18 protein-coding genes are annotated in these 19,917 nt (G+C 50.6%); 8 read left to right on the top strand and 10 right to left on the bottom strand.

What is annotated here, in order from left to right; translation table 11 throughout:
• Positions 1–46: 46 nt before the first annotated feature.
• On the top strand, positions 47–2,710 hold the full coding sequence (locus tag DFP97_RS07905; RefSeq protein ID WP_114379453.1) for an alpha-L-rhamnosidase: 2,664 nt from the start codon (positions 47–49) through the stop codon (positions 2,708–2,710).
• 38 nt (positions 2,711–2,748) lie between these two features.
• Here the strand turns inward: DFP97_RS07905 and DFP97_RS31875 are convergent, their stop codons facing one another.
• The 4 genes from DFP97_RS31875 to DFP97_RS07895 all read right to left on the bottom strand — a co-directional run bounded on the left by DFP97_RS31875 (position 2,749) and on the right by DFP97_RS07895 (position 5,091).
• The gene (locus DFP97_RS31875; protein ID WP_281270949.1) at positions 2,749–2,877 is read right to left on the bottom strand and encodes a hypothetical protein; all 129 of its coding nucleotides are present in this window, start codon (positions 2,875–2,877) and stop codon (positions 2,749–2,751) included.
• Positions 2,878–2,986: 109 nt separating this feature from the next.
• Positions 2,987–3,154 (bottom strand): hypothetical protein, encoded by a 168-nt coding sequence (locus tag DFP97_RS30655; protein WP_181873400.1) that lies wholly within the window; start codon positions 3,152–3,154, stop codon positions 2,987–2,989.
• Positions 3,155–3,200: 46 nt separating this feature from the next.
• A complete protein-coding gene (locus DFP97_RS07900; protein WP_114379452.1) occupies positions 3,201–4,043 on the bottom strand; it encodes a type II toxin-antitoxin system SpoIISA family toxin in 843 nt (280 codons plus the stop codon).
• A 121-nt stretch (positions 4,044–4,164) separates the two neighbouring features.
• Positions 4,165–5,091: an AraC family transcriptional regulator gene (locus DFP97_RS07895; RefSeq protein ID WP_114379451.1), complete on the bottom strand. Its 927-nt coding sequence runs from the start codon at positions 5,089–5,091 to the stop codon at positions 4,165–4,167.
• A gap of 123 nt (positions 5,092–5,214) precedes the next feature.
• Here DFP97_RS07895 and DFP97_RS07890 point away from each other — a divergent pair, with 123 nt between their 5' ends.
• The 7 genes from DFP97_RS07890 (at position 5,215) to DFP97_RS07860 (ending at position 11,081) form a co-directional block, all read left to right on the top strand.
• Entirely contained in the window at positions 5,215–5,943 is a 729-nt protein-coding gene (locus tag DFP97_RS07890; RefSeq protein ID WP_114379450.1) for a ThuA domain-containing protein, read from the top strand.
• 209 nt (positions 5,944–6,152) lie between these two features.
• Positions 6,153–7,355, top strand: a complete 1,203-nt coding sequence (locus DFP97_RS07885) for a hypothetical protein (protein ID WP_114379449.1) — start codon at positions 6,153–6,155, stop codon at positions 7,353–7,355.
• 30 nt (positions 7,356–7,385) lie between these two features.
• Positions 7,386–8,114, top strand: a complete 729-nt coding sequence (locus DFP97_RS07880; RefSeq protein ID WP_245975984.1) for a glycosyltransferase — start codon at positions 7,386–7,388, stop codon at positions 8,112–8,114.
• The gene (locus DFP97_RS07875; RefSeq protein ID WP_114379448.1) at positions 8,111–9,241 is read left to right on the top strand and encodes a glycosyltransferase family 4 protein; all 1,131 of its coding nucleotides are present in this window, start codon (positions 8,111–8,113) and stop codon (positions 9,239–9,241) included. Before DFP97_RS07880 ends, DFP97_RS07875 begins: the two co-directional genes overlap by 4 nt.
• Positions 9,242–9,274: 33 nt before the next feature.
• Positions 9,275–9,787 carry a hypothetical protein gene (locus DFP97_RS07870; protein ID WP_114379447.1) on the top strand — a complete coding sequence of 171 codons (513 nt, stop codon included), beginning with the start codon at positions 9,275–9,277 and terminating at the stop codon, positions 9,785–9,787.
• A 33-nt stretch (positions 9,788–9,820) separates the two neighbouring features.
• On the top strand, positions 9,821–10,330 hold the full coding sequence (locus tag DFP97_RS07865) for a hypothetical protein (RefSeq protein ID WP_114379446.1): 510 nt from the start codon (positions 9,821–9,823) through the stop codon (positions 10,328–10,330).
• A 19-nt stretch (positions 10,331–10,349) separates the two neighbouring features.
• Positions 10,350–11,081 carry a class I SAM-dependent methyltransferase gene (locus DFP97_RS07860; RefSeq protein WP_245975982.1) on the top strand — a complete coding sequence of 244 codons (732 nt, stop codon included), beginning with the start codon at positions 10,350–10,352 and terminating at the stop codon, positions 11,079–11,081.
• Between the two features lie 86 nt (positions 11,082–11,167).
• Here DFP97_RS07860 and DFP97_RS07855 read toward each other — a convergent pair whose 3' ends face one another.
• The 6 genes from DFP97_RS07855 to DFP97_RS31390 form a co-directional block, all read right to left on the bottom strand.
• On the bottom strand, positions 11,168–12,208 hold the full coding sequence (locus tag DFP97_RS07855) for a glycosyltransferase (RefSeq protein ID WP_181873399.1): 1,041 nt from the start codon (positions 12,206–12,208) through the stop codon (positions 11,168–11,170).
• Positions 12,209–12,236: 28 nt separating this feature from the next.
• Positions 12,237–13,577: a tetratricopeptide repeat protein gene (locus DFP97_RS07850; protein ID WP_147275029.1), complete on the bottom strand. Its 1,341-nt coding sequence runs from the start codon at positions 13,575–13,577 to the stop codon at positions 12,237–12,239.
• Positions 13,578–13,639: 62 nt separating this feature from the next.
• Positions 13,640–14,137 (bottom strand): glycosyltransferase family 2 protein, encoded by a 498-nt coding sequence (locus DFP97_RS07845; RefSeq protein WP_114379442.1) that lies wholly within the window; start codon positions 14,135–14,137, stop codon positions 13,640–13,642.
• A gap of 10 nt (positions 14,138–14,147) precedes the next feature.
• Positions 14,148–15,938, bottom strand: a complete 1,791-nt coding sequence (locus DFP97_RS07840) for a tetratricopeptide repeat-containing glycosyltransferase family 2 protein (protein ID WP_147275028.1) — start codon at positions 15,936–15,938, stop codon at positions 14,148–14,150.
• Positions 15,895–17,922, bottom strand: coding sequence for a tetratricopeptide repeat-containing glycosyltransferase family 2 protein (locus DFP97_RS07835; protein WP_114379440.1), 2,028 nt, complete (start codon positions 17,920–17,922; stop codon positions 15,895–15,897). The genes DFP97_RS07840 and DFP97_RS07835 overlap by 44 nt, the downstream gene beginning before the upstream one ends.
• Before the next feature lie 54 nt (positions 17,923–17,976).
• Positions 17,977–19,917, bottom strand: a 1,941-nt coding sequence (locus DFP97_RS31390; protein ID WP_245975981.1) for a DUF6385 domain-containing protein, incomplete at its 5' end; no start/stop codon positions are given.

Genomic DNA, 19,917 nt, shown 5'->3' with positions numbered 1-19,917 from the left:
ATTGTAAATACATGCATTAATCCAATCCAGAGAGGAAGTCGTTCAAATGTTCGGTATAACTAAGCTCCGCTGCGAGTACAAGCAAAATCCAATAGGAATGGATATAATCGTTCCTAGGATTAGTTGGCAGTTGCTCTCAAATGATAGAGATAGCGTACAGTCTGCTTATCAAATACAGATTGCGAAAGATGCCTTATTTGATAACGTAATATGGGATTCTGCAAGGGTTGAAAGTTCCCAGTCTATACATGTTGAATTGAATCTGCGGCCAGAAGCCAGGATGCGCTATTATTATCGTGTTCAGGCATGGGACAAATTAGGAAGGGGCTCGGATTGGTCGGAGTCCGCATTTTTTGAAACAGGACTCATGGATGCGAAAGAGTGGCAGGCCGAGTGGATCAGCGCGCCGCTCGCGCAATTTCCTCAGGACTCCGAAGTATGTCCGCAGCTTCGCACATTTGTCGAAGTGACCGGTCAAGTCTCAGCAGCAAGAGTTTACGTGACAGCGCTTGGATTGTACGAGCTGCAGCTGAACGGCCGACGCGTGAGCGGTCACTATTTTACACCAGGGTGGACCAGCTATGGGAAAAGGCTGCAGTATCAAACCTATGATGTCACAGATCTTCTGGAGGAAGGCACGAATGCGCTTGGTGCTTTGCTCGGAGACGGCTGGTACAAGGGCTATCTGGGCTGGCAGAATCATAAAGAGATGTATGGTTCAAGAACAGCGCTGCTGTTGGAGCTTCATATCCGCTATGAAGATGGCTCCGAAGTGAGCATTGTATCCAATCAGAGCTGGCAGGCAGCGGAAAGCGCCATACGGATGTCTGATATTTACATGGGAGAAACCTATGATGCACGGCTTCAGAGGGACTGGACAGATCAGCCGGATGATGGATGGTATCAAGTGGAAACGATTGAGCACACGAAGGCTATTATCGTAGCCCAAGAAAATGTTCCAGTGACCAAAGTCGACGAGTTGAAGCCGCTTGCCCTTCTGACAACGCCGCAGGGTGATAGCGTGCTTGATATGGGGCAGAATATGGTAGGCTGGTTGAAATTCACCGTACAAGGTGAGCCGGGGTGGACAGTTGAATTGGAGCATGCGGAAGTATTGGATCGGGAAGGGAACTTCTACCGGGATAACATACGCCGTGCCAAGCAGAGAATCAGTTACACGTTAAAGGGTGGCGAAGCGGAAACATACGAGCCGCATTTCACATTTCAGGGTTTCCGGTTTGTGTTGCTTACAGGATTTCCTGATACAGTCCGTCTAGAGGATTTTACGGGAGTTGTTCTGCATTCCAATATGGAGCCTACCGGCAATTTCGAATGCTCCGATCCGCTCGTTAACCAGTTGCATCACAACATCCTGTGGGGGCAAAAAGGGAACTTCCTCGATGTTCCGACAGATTGTCCGCAGCGGGATGAACGGCTTGGGTGGACAGGCGACGCGCAGATGTTTGTCCGTACAGCATCCTATCTAATGAATACGGCCCCTTTTTTCACAAAATGGCTCCGGGATTTGAAAGCGGACCAGACAACGGAAGGCGGCATCCCGTTCTATATTCCGAACTTAAAAGAATCCTTCTCTTCGGGTTGGGGCGAAACAAGCCACTCCTCTGCCGCCTGGGGTGATGCCGCAGCGATCTGTCCGTGGACGATTTATGAGATGTATGGGGATAAAAGGCTTCTTGAAGAGCAATACGAGAGCATGAAAAAGTGGGTTTCTTACATTCATGGGCAAGGAAGCAACCCTTACCTCTGGAATACAGGCTTTCATTTCGGAGATTGGCTTGCACTCGATTCTAAGCCGGATAGTTATATTGGAGCTACAGATCGTGATTATATTGCAACCGCTTTTTATGCGTATTCAGTCTCGCTCACTTTGAAAGCCGCTGCGGCGCTTGACCGGACAGAGGATATGGAATATTACCGTGATTTGCATGGGAAAATCGTTAATGAATTCCGTAATGAATTCGTTACGCCATCGGGGCGGCTATCTGTCCCGACTCAAACGGCTCAGGTCCTGGCGCTGCGTTTTGGTCTTGTAGAGGGAGCAGCAAGAGAGAGGGCGGTGCGCAAACTTACGGATCTATTAGCTGAGGCGGGCAATCATCTAACCACGGGCTTCGTCGGCACGCCGTATCTGAATCCTGTTCTCAGCGAGACAGGAAATAACGAGCTTGCCTACCAGCTGCTCTTTCAAAAGGATTATCCATCCTGGCTGTATCAGGTGACGAAGGGCGCAACGACGATCTGGGAGCATTGGGATGGAATTAAGGAAGACGGCAGCTTCTGGAGCGCCGACATGAATTCCTTCAATCATTATGCTTACGGCGCTATTGGCGAATGGCTGTACCGCCATGTTGCCGGAATTGGACCTGACGAATCAGAGCCAGGGTTCAAGATTGTTCATATCAAGCCGCAGCCTGGTCCGGGTCTAGAATGGGCGGAAGCGCACCTTGAAACCATGTATGGTAAAGTTGCTTCGTATTGGAGGAGATCAGAGGATGGCGGGATGGCAGTCCGCGTGACGATTCCAGCGAATGCTGAAGGAATTGTGATCCTGCCAGGAGCAATAAATGGATTGCTTGAGAGCGGTCTCCCTGCAGAGCAGGTCGCGGGCATCCGCAGCATGGAGTCCGCGGAGAGCGGCGTGCGACTTGTTTTGGGATCGGGCAGCTACCAGTTTACGTACCGTCCTTAATGTAATGAACACAAAAAAAGACTTTGATATTTTTAATATCAAGGTCTTTTTATATTGCGTAATAATTGTAGTGCTTTTTTAGAGTTCTCTACTTCACGCCGACCAATTTTAGGTGTTTTCATCTCATATGCATTTTTCTCGGTCTTTCCTTTTTTAATAGATCCCATTATCTATCACTCCTATCTCAATTGTTAATCATTCTAACCATTGGATAAGAGATTTAAACAAAAGAGAACAGGTAGGGAGGGTCCCTACCTGTTCAGTATGCTAGTATGATCAATGTTTCAAACTAATAAGTGCTTTACGGTTAATGTCTCTTAACTCCTGAAAGCCTGTAGCTATCGAAACCTTTGTCTCTAAAGCTTTCCCTGTCTTTAATAATACAGGAGCTTGTCCACGGCTTGCTTTCCGTTTATCTTGCACCCGATTAGCAACTTTCGCCATGTGAATTCCTCCTAAAATATGATTCTATTCATATTCTAGCATAGCCTTATGTCATATACCAATGAAATATCCGGCTCAAGTTAACAATGTTGGTAATATCGACTTCGTCTACTCTCGATCCTTCACTTGTTCGTATTCCAATTAATAGACTTCTATTCTGAAAGATTGGAATCACGATTAGCTTATCCGTTTCCAAAGATGTTCCGATTCCACTTGTTAGTTTATCTACGACTTGTGTACGAAAACCAGGTTGATTATCCTTATCTGGTGCATCATCAAGTTCATAAAGGAAAAGCGTTTCAAGCTGTGAAAGTGCTCGTCCGATATGTTGCTTTGTTTCGGTTTCATCTGAACCAATTCGAAAATGAAACATTTCTAACCGAAATCGAAATTGACTGGTATACAAGGATAGAAATTGTTTTAATTCTCTTTGGTAAGCGTTCCAATTCTGAGGGATATCCGTCTTAGGTTCAAAGTAATCTGCCGTTTGTTTGATTACATCCGAGAACGCCTGGAGCTTTATTGCGGTAGAGTTAATGAAATCAACGTTTACTTCAATCGTTTTCTCGATTTTAGCGCGGTGTTGAAACTCAGCACTCCATATTTTTGTAATACTTGGAGTTTGAAATACCGCCAAATCAATAAACACAACGAAGGCTGTTAATTGTAATAGAATTTTCCAATCACGGAAATCTACGTAGCCTGCAACAACACCAATACCCGTTAAAGTTAGAAAAAGAACATAGAAAACCTTTCGGATACGCCAGATGTCATCACTAAATTTTTCAGCATCTTTACGAAACTGATAAATGGAATAAAAGAGGTATACAATGATGCTGGTGAAGAAAAAACCAAAGTAAGCGTTAGTTCCTTTCTTATGCAGTTCCATTGCTTTATGTATCCAGGGATCAACCTTTGTCCAATTGATAAATGTATAGAAGTAAGATAACCCTACAATAACGAGTATGCTGCCGATTAGTATGCCGAGAACTTTAATTCTCCTGCTTATGTTAATCCTCCCCTTCAGATCTGCTTCGCATGCGCAGTTTGAATTCCCTGGGCGAGCACTGATTATGCCGCTTGAAAAGCTTATAGAATTGGGCCATGTTAGTGATGCCGACCTCGAAGCTCACATCCATAATACTAAGCTCAGTCGTCAGCAATAATAGCTCGGAGAGCTTGATCCGTTTATAGTTGACGTATTCCACGAAAGAAACGCCCATCGTTTTCTTGAAATATTTTATAAAATAATGATAGCTCAAATTAAGCAAAGAACAAGCGTCCTCGACGCAGAGCTTATCGTTCAAATGGGCGTTTATATAATCAAGAACCGGTCTTAATCTATTTAACTCGGTTTCCTCCGTGTAGTTCAGTACGTTGCGGCTATCGCTTCTTAATAGTAACAGCATCAGTCTCTTGATTGTAGAGCTGATGGCCATTTCGTAGCCTCTCATTCGTGTTTGCGATTCTTTGAAGATTTCCATAATGAAAGCATACGTTTCCCGTTTTGCCGACTCATTTATGTCAAAAATATAGTTTAGTTTATCCAGCGGCTCGGTCAGTTCCGAGAAGCAGTACAGATACGGCATGGTGCTCTGGTCAAAATGTTTGCCAAGATCGATCTGAAACACCACATAGTGCAGTGCATCTGTAAGAGGCTTATGGGAACGGTGCGGCTGGGAGGCCCCCAAAACCATAACGTCACCAGGCCCGAGGACTACGTAATCGTGCTTGCTTTGTACGCCTAAGTGACCTTCTATGATAGCAAGAAACTCTACTTCTTTATGATAGTGCCATGGGTGTTTCTCCACAATGCTGCAATGGTAAGCCTCTAGGGAGATCTCCCATATTTTTAGAAAAAGCAGCGGATTCTGATAGATGACCTCTTCATTGAGCGCTTCGGAATGCGTATCAATATTGGTTTCTAATAAGGGCATGAGCGTTACCTCCTTTTTGGAGTATAACACTTTTGAATATAAAAGCAGCATGATTTAGCATTTCTCTAGCGATTCGGATTTTTTATACTGAGAGTAATGAAAACAAGAAGGAGTGTTCGAAAAATGGTTAAGGTAACGGTATGGAATGAAAATCGTCATGAGAAAAAGAACCCGCTTGTAGGTGAAATATATCCGGATGGCATCCATGGTGCGATTGCAGGTTTTTTAACGGAAGCAGGATTTGAAGCGGGGACGGCTACATTGGATGAGCCAGAACATGGTTTAACAGACGACGTATTAAACAATACGGATGTATTAATTTGGTGGGGACATCTTGCGCACGGAGAAGTAAAGGATGAAGTTGTCCAAAAAGTACAGCAGCGAGTGCTTGACGGAATGGGTTTGATTGTACTTCACTCGGGTCATTTCTCAAAAATCTTTAAAACCTTAATGGGTACAAGCTGCGATTTGAAATGGCGTGAAGCTGATGAGAAAGAACGTCTTTGGGTCTTGGCGCCAAGCCATCCGATCGCAGAAGGAATTGGGGAATATATCGAACTGGAAAAAGAAGAAATGTATGGCGAGCATTTTGATATCCCTGCACCGGACGAGCTTATCTTTACAAGCTGGTTCGAAGGAGGAGAAGTGTTCCGCAGCGGATGCACATTTATACGCGGAAACGGCAAGGTGTTTTATTTCCGGCCGGGGCATGAAACCTATCCAACGTATCATAACAAAGCCATTCAACGAGTCATTGTGAATGCCGTGAATTGGGCACAGCCGGTAGATCGCAATCGTCCAGTCTATGGGAATGCAAAGCCCTTAGAAAAAATAGCGGCTAAAGTAAATTAATCAAGTAACTTTAAAAGTTGGCGTGATTACATGTGTGTAAAATAAAAGCTGATTTCGGTTAATGACCGGAGTCAGTTTTTTTAGTTAAAAAGATCGACTTAACACTAAGCTAAAAGCCCGCCCAGTCATGTTTTCTACCCTCTGAAGATATATTAATAACAGAAAATGTTCCACGCTTTGGATCATGCATAGAAAGCCTGGTGGCTGTCATGAATTATATCTTCTTTCCCCATGTCCCATGGTACGACTTTCCTTATCGGCATCTGGCAGAACTGCTGCAATCAAGCGGAAATGTATTCGCCGCCTATTCGGAACTTCCTGCTGAGGCGGACGGTAATGTCAGAGTGATCAGTGTCGCTCAAGCGGCGGAACTGCCTCCGGAGGAAAGCGTTCTGCTTATCTCGCAAATCTTTATTCCGACGGTCATGAACATCCATCTGTTTCGGGCGGTTGTTGCGCTGCTTCCGGAGACACCCCAAGGCGAAAATCCGGAACTATGGAATAAGTATTCGAAGCTGCTTGCCTCTACTTCCGAATTGATTGTAAGCGACTCCGAAAGCGCCTATACGGATCTGCTGTTTAAATACGATCCTGTACTGCTGATCGCTTCGCCGCAGCTGTCGCTTGCAGCGGATCAGGTCGAACGCGACCGGCAAACCTTCTTCGAAGCTCTCGGTCTCGTTATCAATGGAAGATCCATCGATTTTATCAAACAGCGTCAATGGGATGAGCAGATTCAGCATTATAAGCAGCTTTCGCAGATAGACGAAATGAACGAGCTGGTTTGGTATCTTCAATCATTCTATTATTATCTGCTTGGCGAAGGAGTGGAAGCGGCGTCATGCCTGCAGCGCTCGTTTGCCGCATGCGTTCTTACGGGCGTGAAGGACGTTTTGAGCACCCGTTTTCGTTTTTTGGCGGCGATCCACGCATTAAACGGAGAAACGGAACAGGCGCTCCATACATATGGCATTACATGCATAACCGGTGAGGAACGGGCGCATTATGATCGAATGTGTCATTTGTTCGAGCAAGGAGCAATTCTAATTGCACTGGGCGAACTGCTATTTCGAATCGGTGATATGCGGACGTCTTCACGTTTGCTTGCAAAGATCAAGGACGAAAGGGCAGCTTCTCTGTTACGGTCCATCGCCATCCAAGTAGGAGATGTGAAACGTGCACTATCCTTGTCCGTCACCAGCGCAGACAAGGGCAAGCAGCAGATTATTGACCGTATGATGAACGATAAGCTGCAGGGTTTATTTCATCTGATGCAAGGGGAGCGGCGATTGGCGATGCGATTTTTTTGGAGGGCTTCGGCAAATTCCCACTCGTTCGGGGAGCTGTTCGAATTAAAAACGATTGACCGAACGCTTGAAAGTCAATGCTCAGCTGCGCTGCTGCCGGTATGACTGCTTTTGGTCTTGATAGGAGGGAACGGAGTGAAGGCGATTCGCAAATCGGGAGGCAATCGGGTTACCGCCTATATGCAGGTGCGCAACGAAGCGGACCGTTATTTGGAAACGGTGCTTCGGGATTTATCGGAATACGTTGACGATATCGTGATCGTCGACGACGCGAGCACGGATGGAACGGTGAAGCTGTGCCGCTCGTTTCCGAAAGTGAAGCGCCTGGTAGAGTTGACGGAATCGCACTTCGGAAGAGAAGCGGAGCTGAAAGTGCTGCTCTGGAAGGCAGCCTGCGAAGACCAGCCGGATTGGCTGCTCGCAGTAGATGCCGATGAATTGTTCGAGGATCGGATGAAGCAGGAAATCCGATCCTTGGTCGATCAGGACCGATACGACTGGGCCGCTTTCCGGATGTACGATTTTTGGGGCAGCACGACCCATTACCGCGAAGACGATCTCTGGCAGCTGCATAAACGGCACACGACCGCTTTGGTGCGGTACCTTCCGGGATATTATTATTTTTATCCGTCCATGAACCATCATGTTCCCCGCGTTCCACTTTCCTACAACGCGCTGCCTGGCCATCTGTCGGATATCCGCATCAAACATTACGGCTGGGCGGGAAACGAGGAGGAGCGCCGCTGCAAATATTTGCGATACCGCGAACACGATCCCAAGGGTCAATGGGGAAATGAATTGCAGTACCAATCGATACTCGATCCGCATCCGCGCCTGGTGGAGTGGAAGGAGGACTGCCCGTGAGCAAGATCGGGATTTTGACGCACAGCTTCGTCGATGCCTACAACGGGCGCCTGGACCGTATTTTCGGAGGGGGGCTGGAGCGGTATATTTATAATCTATGCGGCGTTATTCGGGAAATGGGAGCAGAACCGGAGGTGCATCAGCTGTCATTCCAGGGCTCTTTCGACCGGCAGGTGGAAGGCATTCGGGTATTCGGTTACCCCTGCACCGACATGGGCCGGATCAAGGACACGTTTAACCTGATGAGTGAACAGGCGGAGGGGAAACTCATTTATTCGAGCCATATTTGGACCCCGCTGCATTACCGCAAAGGAAGCATGGGGATCTGCCACGGAATCAATTGGGATCAACCGCATCTGGATACGGCACAGAAGAACGATATCCGCGGTGCGATACAACATGCGCTCGATTCACTGGAGAGGATCGTTACGGTCGACTCGCATTTTCTGACATACTGCCGTTCCGCCTGCCAATATTGGGATGTCGATAAGGTGAAATTGATTCCGAACGCGGTGGATACTACCCTATTCACACCCGTAGACCGCCCGAAGGAAGGAACAGGCATTCGTATTTTGTTTCCGCGCCGTATCAGTCCGGAACGAGGCATCATACCGATGATCGTCGCTGCCGACCGGATTCTGGAGGCTTACCCGCAAGCGTCGGTCGAATTCGCCGGCGAGGTGATCGGCGGCGATGATTTATGCAACGCTTTCCGGATATGGCTGGACCGCCATCCGGACCGCAGCCGAATCCTTCATCGCAGTTATTCTTTCGGAGAGGTCGTAGAGGTATACCGGAATGCGGATATTGCGGTCATTCCGAGTACGTTTTCTGAAGGGACCTCTTTCTCGTGTCTGGAGGCGTTAAGCTGCGGTGTTGCCGTGGTGTCCAGCGATGTCGGCGGTTTAAACGACCTGATTATCAACGAATACAACGGTATGAAAATACCTCCTTCGGAGAACGAGCTGGCGGACGCAATCAGCCGTTTGATCGACTTCCCGGAGCTGAGGCTGAGGCTGGCTGACCGGGCGAGGGAAACGGCGCTCGCTTTCGATCAATCCGTCTGGAAAGCCAGATGGAAAACGGTTCTGGAAACGTTCCTTCAGCAGTCCTTCGTCACGGTTTAGCCTAACCTACTTCCCGTAGAGCGAGGTGGCTGAATGCCTAACTTTAATGCATTTGGCAACATTAACCACCCGGTGGTGACCGCAGGAGTCGGCCAGAATGCGTCACGCAACGGAATTTTGTATTTTTCTACCACAAACCTCCAGTCCGTAGGCGCCAACGCATTTCTGGCCTTTCAACTATTTAATCCTACAACGGCGAATCAGGCAGCGCGCATTGTCCGGGTATTTGCCGGAGGGCAAGTGAACACGACGCAGTTTTATATCCGGAATGGCACGCTGAACGGCGGGGTAACGTTAAGCGGGTTTAACGGCAACTTTGGCTTTCCGGATCGAAGCCAGATGATCCCGTCATTCAGCATTTCAACAGTGAACCCGGTTACAGATGGCGTAACACTTGCCTCCATTATACAGACCACCGGTCCAATCGCGAACGAGGAGGGAGGAAGGCTTATCATCCCGCCGAGCAGCCGGTTTATTATCTTGTTGCAAAAGAATGCCGTGGGAGTGAGCGCGCTCACCATTTCGGTCAGCTGGGTCGAACAATGACAAAAGAACTTCCGCGGAAAGCGAGGTGGCAGAATGCCCGGCTTTGATGCGTTCGGCAATATCAACCATCCATTGGTAACCGCAGACATCGCCGAAAATGGCTCTAGAAACGGAGTTTTATATTATTCAACCACCAGTACACGAACGGTGGCTGCCAATGGATTTTTATCCTTTCAATTATCAAATCCGACAACAGCGAATCGGGTGGCGCTCGTCGTGCGGGCGTTTTCCGGAGGGCAAGCGAATGCGACGCAGTTTTTTCTCCGAAACGGTACGCTGAACGGTGGTGTGACGTTAAGCGGATTTAACGGAAATTTCGGCTTTCCGGATATGAGCCAGATGATTCCGTCATTCAGCATTTCGGCAGTGAACCCGGTTACAGGCGGCGTGACAATCACATCCGTTCTACAAGTCGGCGGTCCCCCTGTCAACGAAACAGCAGGAAGGATTATTGTCCCGCCGGGTAATCGGTTTATTGTCTCGCTGCAAAATAATGCCGGGGCAAACACGTTCAGCATTTCGGTCAGTTGGGTCGAACAATGAGGTAAAGGGGAAGCTGCCATTGGAATCTTCAGCGGATACGCAGGTATGGGACCGGATCTGGTCAACGGAACCGTCCTATCATTGGGATGCGTTAAGTATGTCTATTTATGATACGATTTGCCGGCTTGCCGGCGAGCTGAAAGGGAAACGTATATTGGAAGCCGGTTCGGGCTCGGGCAAAATATCGCTTTGTATGGCCATGGACGGCGCGGAAACGATTTTAGCAGACTACTCGGAGCACGCTTTGAAGCAAAGCAGGCTGGCATATCGCCGCAAAGCGAGGAACGCAGCTTTCCTGCAGGAGGATATTCGGAGCCTTTCACTCGAAGGCAAGCAGGTGGATTTATGCTGGAATGCGGGCGTATTGGAGCATTATGAGCGCGATGACCGTTTAAAAATCATAACCGAAATGGCACGGGTCACCCGCGCGGGAGGCAGTGTCATCGCATTTGCGCCGAATGCACGCTGTTTGCCCTACCGGCTTGGAAAAGCGTACGCGGAGAAAACCGGAGCATGGGGTTATGGCTTTGAAATACCGCTGCATTCGCTGAAGGAGGAGTTCGAACAGGCTGGATTGAGCAATGTAAAGGAATTCGATATCGCTATTGACACGGCGTTCGATTTCTTGGAATTTCTGCCCGAGCAGCAGACCTTGAAAGCGGTCTTCAAAGATTGGTATGAGGAGCTGTCTGATAAGGAAAGGGGCTTGTTCCCGGGGTATTTGATTGTTACCTCAGGGACGGTAGTATAAATCTTTGGAGGGAAGCTGTATTGACCAAGAAGGCGCCGCATTAGCGGCGCCTTTCTGTATCTTATGCCTGATTGCATTTGGATGCTCTATCGTTCGATAAAGCTGCGCTTGCGAATCGTCTCCGCAACAACATGCGCCCGCTGCTTCCAGCTTTCCGACGATGCGGTTTGCTGCCGGCTTGCGATATGTGCATCGGAACGATCCGACAACAAGGCTTCGTCAAGCTGTCTTTCGAATGCGGCTTTGTCGCCGGCGGGAACGACGCGAACGACATCGCTGTAGGGCCGGATCTCCGCTAAATCGGTGGATACAACGGGAAGGCCCGCCGCCAAATACTCATACATTTTGATCGGATTGGCGTGCTCGGTCAAATCATTTTTGATGAACGGAATGATCGCTGCGTCGAACTGTCGGGCGAAGGCGGGCAGCGCTTCGTACTCCTGATCGCCGAGCCACCGTATATTAGGGAGGCGGGTCAGCGCATCCGGAATCGTACAGCTGATCGTCCCGATGAATACAAACAGGTAATATGGCCGTATCTCGGCTAAATAACCGATCAGTTCGAAATCCAGCCAATCGGCGACGGCTCCCCAGAAACCGATGACGGGAGCTGTGGAGCCGGCCAGAAAGGCTGCTTCCTGCTCCTTGTGCAGCGGGGGACCGTTCTTGTTCGAGGCCGGCGTAAAGCACTCCGTCTCTGCGCCGTTACGAACGAGCATCGCATATTCGCTCAGTGATTTCGCTTCTTCGAACAACGGTTGAGAGGCGCATAGGACCAGGTCCGCTTCTTTGATTTTTCGCTCGTGCCAAGGAGCGAAAACGGAAAAAGGTCCTACCGATGCATCCGCGATATCGGTAATGAGCATGGAACGGTCGAACCGGTGAAGCTCATCCAAATATGGACCGTGGGAAACCCACATGATATACCGTTGCCGAGGAATCGCTTCTATGTCCTGGCAGATGACAAAGCGGTCGTTCAACCGGACGAACGGCTGCTCTTTGTTTTGAGTGACATTGCAATAGATTACATCAAAACCGAGCAGGCTCAGCTGGTAGAGCAGATGCTGCGGACGCTGGCGATGGGGATGAAAATCAAAGCAGGGCAGGTACAGGATCGGACCTATCATAACGTTACCATCCTTTCTTGTCATCACTTCAGCCGGACAGGATCATGAAGCTCCGAATCACCCTGCTGAACTGATCCTGGTCGGGAGCTGCGAACACGTCGGACAATCGGGAGGGAAGCCGCTTTCGGGCCATCAGCAGATTAACATAAGCGAGCGCTGCGGGCTGTTCGATACGGGCAGGCTCGAACTGTCCGGCATAACGGAACCAGTCAAGCGAATCCGGAAGCTTGCCGGCATGGAAGGCAAGCCCGCCGAGCGCAAGCCCGTCTCTCGCGGTGAGGGTTTCGCGCCTTTGTCTCGCCGTATCCAGCAGTGCTTCAATCGCAGCCTCCGGGCTGCTCAGATAAGCGTAATACCGATGAACTGGCAGCTGCGGGCAAGCGAGGTTGGCCGGGAAACGATCCATCCAGCGAAGCACGCCCTCCCAAGCGCAGACCTGCAGCAAAACGTCTTGACACCGCCGATACAGCGCTTCCGTCATCGGTTCATGGAAGTTTGGCGGCAGCCGCAAGTCCGTCTCATTTTCCGATTCCGTTTTGACGCTGATAGCCCATAAATACCACTCCGCCTCAACGCTGCTGCCGAGACGCTTGAATCGACGGGAGGCGGCATCGGCATCTTCCCGGGCCAAAATAATTGCTTCCCACAGCGGGTAATACCGGTTACGTATGGTGTCAGGGGCGAGCTCCCATACTTTTCCCGCAAAATCGTCCTTGCGAAAATAAATCGTTTCGTGCAGAATGCTTACCCATACATCCGGCGGAACGCGGTTACGAAGATCGGCGAGCAGGTTTGCGAGCTGCTCCTCCTGACCCGTTATCATGGCCAGCTGAGGAAGGCGGGACCAGGACGGCGCATAATTCGGACGGATGGACAAGACCGCAGAATAACGGGCAGCAGCCTCCCCGAACATCCATAGCCCTTCGAGGGCCAAACCGGCCAGATGCATACTACGGTATGATCCCGAACCGGACAGAGTCGTATAAAAAGCAGAACTGCTTCCGGCACCCAACGCCGGTTCCAGCTGTGATAGCGCGTCTGCGGGACGGCGGTTCTCCAGGTACAATCCCGCCAGCAGCTCGAGCATCTCGGGATGATCGGGATACCGTTCCAGTCCTTTTCTCAGCAGTTGAATGGACGTTTCAGTTCGTCCGGTCCGGCTCAGGGCATAAGCAGCTTTTATGGTCAGATCGGCTGTCTGTCCGGGGCCTGGATCTAATCGGAGGCGTTCTCCGTGCAAATCGAGGAGCGGAAGAAAGAAATCGAGCGCCTCGTCATACTTTTGCTGCTGATACAATTCCGTTCCATAGGCGTAGCGGTATTCCGGGTCGTCCGGATGACGGTGCAGCGCGGCTTGTAGGATTGCCATGTTGCGCCCGTTTTTGTTCTTTTCTTCAATTACAGGATCCAAATAGCCTTCATGAAGAACGGTCAGCTTCGAACGGAGCAGAGCTGCGCCGGGAATTGCAAGCAGGGAGGGGACAACCTGCTCGTGAATCGGGCGTGTGAAGCGAATGGGCGGTCGTTCCTGAACAATCGGCAGGTTTCGTCTGTCATGTACTCACCGTCTGACGATTGGCCGATAAAGCTTTTAATACGAACATAGTAGCCGTGAACATCCTCCTGGGTAATTAAATAGGAAAGATAGCCGGAGGGAACGGGCATGAGCCGTTCGTCGGCATCCAGGCATAGCACCCATCGTTTCGTTGCCTGCTCGAGACCAACATTACGCGCCTTCGCGAAATCGTTCTCCCATGGGACTTGAATGATTCGGGCTCCGAATTGACGGGCGATCCACACAGTATTGTCTGTCGAGCCCGTATCGACGACAATGATCTCATCAACATATTCAGCAACCGAAGCCAAGCAGGCTTCCAATCGTTCTTCTTCATCTTTTACGATCATAGATAACGTGATATCGCTCTTCATACGGCCTCTTTCAACGCAGCGAGCCGTCCTCGAAGGGGAGGACAAGCCGGCATGCGTTTGACAATTCCCTTAGTCGTGGAGTTTCCGTCAATCGTTCCAAGTGCCGTTCGGCAAATTCAGCCAGCGTACGGACCAATGCAGCCGTAGCATTTGCTCGATTTGGACTGTCCTGGACGGTTACAGCTTCACCCCAAGCGCTGGCAATCCGGTTCACTGCAATGGGACGGCTGTTCGAGAAAGCCGACTTTATGGCCATTCTCATATCATGCAGTCCTTCCTGATCAAGGAGAAGTCCGGCAGGTGCAAGGTCGCCGATCAAATAGGCCAGAACACTGCTTTGCTGTTCCGGGTATAGTTCTGTAAGCCGGTTCCAATGACGCTGCGCCTCCTCAAGCTCGTCGCCGAGGCTGCAGAGCAGCACGTTCATACGAAGCAGGCCCTGATGCTCCGGATTCGAAACCTGCAGCTGCTGAACCAATATTCGGGCCTTAATCAGGTCTCCGATAAGCAGCGCATGAGCGGCCGTATAGACGGTTGCGTCCACTGGAGAAAGCAGATGTCGATAGCGCTCGATGAACCGGAGAGCGGCATGGCTGCATCCGGTGTCTTCCATGACCTTCAAGATGTTTACTGCCTGTTCCGGCTCGTCTATAGAAATACGCTCTAGGAGGAGGGGAACAATATCCGCTTCCCGGCCGGAAATGCGAAGGAGATGAAATAACCGGTAAAGCGGAGGCACAAAAGTGGAGAAGCTTTGCACAGCACGCAGGTAACTTTCGGCGGCCGCTTCGATCTCCAGGGATGCTTCGTGCAGCAAGCCGAGCTGGTAAGCGGATATATAAGAGCCCATACCTTCTTCCGTATGGTAGCCGGACGAGGGCGGACCGGTCTCCACTGCTTTGGAGAAGGCTTCCTTCGCCTTGCCGATATCCGACATATTTAAATGAAACAGGCCTTGATAATGATACAGGTCCGAGTATTGAGGGTATTTCAGCAGTCCTTCCGCGCAAACGTCCAAACCTGATATGGATTGCCCTAAGGCCATGTGGCATTTGGCTTCGCATTTGTAGAGCAGGTGGGCATAACTTGTTTTCGGATTTGTCAGCATACGCGATTTTCGAAAGCCTTCCAATGCTTCTCTTACTTTGCCCAAACGCAGCCATTCCACGGAAATATTATAGAGATGAAAGGGGTCGTCCGGCTTCTCCTTTAACGTTTCTTGCAGAAGAAGCAGGTTGCGTTCGGTTTTGTTTTTACGCTGAATCACCTCATTTTGATAGCCGTAATGGTTCACCCGGACATCCGTTAACATGAAAACGGCGTTCGGGTTGCTGGCTTGGATGCTCGGCGTGATCTGTTCATGGATGCGTCCTTCGAAGCGGTGCCGGGGATGGTTGCGAAACATCCGGATGGTCGGATTAATGACGGCAGGTCCATCGTTTCGTTCGCCGGCGAAATTATAAATATGTACGAAGTAACCGTCCGCACCGTCTTGGACGACGTATTGACGCAATTTGTCGCCGGCGGCCATATCCAGCTCCTCGTCCGCGTCAAGAACCAAGATCCATTTTCCGGAGGCATGCTGCAAGCCGGCGTTGCGGGCGTAGGCAAAATCGTTGCGCCATTCGCTATTGATTACAATCGCTCCCAGGCTCCGGGCAATTTCAGCCGTGCTGTCGATCGATCCCGTATCCACGACGATGATTTCATCGACGGCTTTCGCTGCGCTTTCCAAGCATCTTGCGATGACATCGGCTTCATCTTTCACGATCATGCATAAGGAAATCAGGGGTGACGACACCCGCACTCCTCCTTTGGGCTGGCGTCCATTCCGTGCGCCAACCGATTTTATTAAGCAGTTCGATACCTGTAGCCGTCTTCTGCAATTCTCCCTTCAGCAGAGAAGAATCGGGAGTAAATTCCAAAGCTTGCTGCAGCAAGCTTCGAGAGGTTTGCAAATAGCTGAGCACCGCTCCGATACGGGCGGCATCCCCGATTTCGGGAACCGCTTGCTCGAATAAAGCGGCCGCTTCGCCGTAATGCGCACGATCGTATAAAATTTCAGCCAGGCAGACAGTCGCTTCAGCATCCAATGAATCCCCTTCGAGCAGGTGGATAAAAAGATCAGCCGCTAGCTGTACGTATCCGCTGCGATATAAACATTTGGCCGCATGCATGAGGAGCGCGGGGTCTGAGCCTGCTAACTCTGATGCCGTATCCAACAGACCGGTTTGAACGGCCTTCCCGATCATCTCCCTGGCCATCTGGAGCATTGCCGGATCCATCGCTTCCTTCGGGCGCTTCCACAATCTGCGTTCCAGCGAACGATACAGGCGTCTGACGTCGGCATCCAGCTCCCAATAAAATTCATATCCCAATGCCGAACCCCGACTCCATGTCGCGAGTGCCAGCATTTGTGAGATATCTGTGCGTCGATCGGGCAGTACGGTCGCAGATAGATTCTGCAAGATCAAAATAGCCTGGTCGTACTGTTTGAGGTGGAGATGCGCCAAAGCTGTAAAATATTCAAGCTCCGGTTCTGCGGGATCCCGTTCGTCGTTATGGGTGCCGATCAGTTCTTCAAATCGGCCTAAATAAATCATAGCTTCCGCATATTTCTTAGCGCGATCAGGAAGTTTCGCGAGAAGCTGCTGCAGGCCAGCAGTGATGGTGTCGATCGAGACGTTAAGCGCATCCAGAGCTGCAGTCCAACCAAGGAGTGCGGGCATGTATCCGGCATGGAATTCCATCGCTTTCTCATAGCAAGTTTTGGCCGATTCGTATTGACCGAGCTTGGCCAGCAGTTCTCCCAGCTCCGTGTAGGCCCGGAAAGTCGCCGTACCTGTTTCGATTGCATACGGAGCCGAAGACGGTTGGCAGCCGGCCGCCTTTTGGAAAGCCTGCAAAGCTTCCGGATATAATCCTTGAAGCCGATAAGATCGGCCTAGCAGGAAATAGAGATCGGGATAATCCTGATAATTGCCGCATTCTTCATTCAGCATACGGGCGGCTTCGTCTGGTCTTTCGATCGTTAAGTACAGCTTGGCGATATCCCGGATAAGAACGGGACGGTAGGCTGCCGCGGCCGGCGCGCTGGCTTTGGCGGAAAGCAGATCCTTAAGCGCTTCCTGCGTATCGCCGCGCTGCTCCTTTGCGATGGCGAGATTGTAAAGCACAAATGGGTCTTGATTCGATTCGCTCAGCATTGAAGCAAGAATGCGCTCGTTCCGTTCGCGTTTTTCCGACTGATTTTTGATTTCAGCGAAATAGCCTAGATGAGTCAGCTTCAAGTTGGACAGCTCAAGCCGATCAGGCGTACATCGCTCGAGAATGGAAGGAATGATCTGTTCGTGGATACGCTCTCGGAAGCGATAGGAGGGATTATTACGGAACAGCCGAATCATTCGATGCTGAAGCCGCTCCTCGGGAAGTCGTCCCAAGACGTTTTCGATATTCACCCAGAATGCTTCCGCATTTGTAGCAGTGAGCCGCTCCCGCAACGATTCTTTTCCTTCCGTAAGCACTTCATCCGCATCGATGTAGAAGATCCACTGCGCTTGCGTATGGGCCAATCCCTGGTTCCGGGCGTATGAAAAGTCATCGTTCCATTTTGATACGATAACTTTGGCGCCGTAGGAACGGGCGATTTCGACGGAACGATCCGTCGATCCGGTATCCACGACGACGATTTCGTCGGCAATCGTTTTTACGCTATCAAGGCAGAAGGGCAAAAGCGTTTCTTCATTGCGAACAATCAATTGAATGCTCAACAAGGCATCGGTCATAGTTTGTTCCTCCGGTGTATACGAAATGGAACGTGTCCGTAAAATGTTCCTAATTTATGATCCTTGGGCGTTAAATATGACGTTAATCGTTGATGCAACGAGTGTTGTCGCTGACCGGTAGCTAACTCGTGTGTATTTCAGGAATCTTTGAGGAACAAGGACGCTCACAGTACCGCTTGTAATATTTACCCCCTCAACATCCCGAAACCAGTTCGTACCGTCCGCGCTAACTTCCACGAATGCGTCAACCACGGCGCCGGAGGCACTCTGGTTATAAATGAAGAAAGAGTAGGTTTCAAGAACGGAAGTGGTGATGGCCGTAAGCGGAGTGAGGGTCAGAACCGTCCCTACTCCCACATTCAGGAAGGACTGCTCGATAAAATTGTTTTGTGAAATGGCGGTTAGCGTACCGCCGACGATCGTCGCTGCGAGGACCTGTGAGATAGTGTTAATGGTGCCGCCGATGATGGTGACAGCATTTAGCGTGCCGCCAACGATGGTGGCAGCTAGGAGTTGTTGCACAGTGTTGATCGTCCCGCCGATGACGGTGACGGCATTGAGCGTGCCGCCAACGATGGTGGCAGCTAGGAGTTGTTGCACAGTGTTGATGGTGCCGCCGACGATAGTGACGGCATTGAGCGTACCGCCGACGATGGTGGCGGCAAGGACTTGTTGCACAGTGTTGATGGTGCCGCCGACGATAGTGACGGCATTGAGCGTACCGCCGACGATGGTGGCGGCGAGAACTTCTTCGATTGTATTGATGGTGCCACCGACAATAGTAGCGGCGAGAACTTCTTCGACAGTGTTGATGGTACCGCCGACGATGGTGGCGGCAAGAACTTCTTCGACAGTGTTGACGGTGCCGCCGATGACCGTAACAGCGTTAAGTGTGCCGCCAACTATGGTGGCCGCGAGAACTTCTTCGACAGTGTTGATGGTACCGCCGATGATGGTGACGGCAGTGAGCGTGCCGCCGACGATGGTGGCGGCGAGAACTTCTTCGACCGTGTTGATGGTGCCGCCGATGACGGTAACAGCGTTTAGTGTGCCGCCGACAATGGTGGCCGCGAGAACTTCTTCGATCGTATTGATCGTGCCACCGACAATAGTAGCGGCGAGAACTTCTTCGACAGTGTTGATCGTCCCACCGATGATGGTGACGGCATTGAGCGTGCCGCCGACGATGGTGGCGGCAAGGACTTGTTGCACAGTGTTGATGGTACCACCGATGACGGTAACAGCGTTTAGTGTGCCGCCAACTATGGTAGCCGCGAGAACTTCTTCGATTGTATTGATGGTGCCGCCGACAATAGTAGCGGCGAGAACTTCTTCGACCGTGTTGATGGTACCGCCGACGATGGTGGCGGCAAGAACTTCTTCGATTGTATTGATGGTGCCACCGACAATAGTAGCGGCGAGAACTTCCTCGATGGTGTTGATGGTGCCGCCAATGATGGTTACAGCATTAAGCGTGCCACCGGCGATGGTAGCGGCAAGGATTTGTTGAACAGTGTTGATAGTGCCGCCGATGACGGTAACAGCGTTTAGTGTGCCACCGACAATGGTGGCGGCAAGAACTTCTTCGACAATGTTGATGGTACCGCCGATGATGGTGACGGCAGTGAGCGTGCCGCCGACGATGGTGGCGGCAAGAACTTCTTCGACAGTGTTGACGGTGCCGCCGATGACCGTAACAGCGTTAAGTGTGCCGCCAACTATGGTGGCCGCGAGAACTTCTTCGACAGTGTTGATGGTACCGCCGATGATGGTGACGGCAGTGAGCGTGCCGCCGACGATGGTGGCGGCGAGAACTTCTTCGACCGTGTTGATGGTGCCGCCAATGATGGTTACAGCATTAAGCGTGCCACCGGTGATGGTAGCGGCAAGGATTTGTTGAACAGTGTTGATAGTGCCGCCGATGACGGTAACAGCGTTTAGTGTGCCACCGACAATGGTGGCCGCGAGAACTTCTTCGATCGTATTGATCGTGCC

Source organism: Paenibacillus prosopidis (genome assembly GCF_003337375.1).
Taxonomy (GTDB): domain Bacteria; phylum Bacillota; class Bacilli; order Paenibacillales; family Paenibacillaceae; genus Pristimantibacillus; species Pristimantibacillus prosopidis.
The sequence above is the reverse complement of the archived record's forward strand: the minus strand, read 5'-3'. Positions and strand labels throughout refer to the sequence as shown.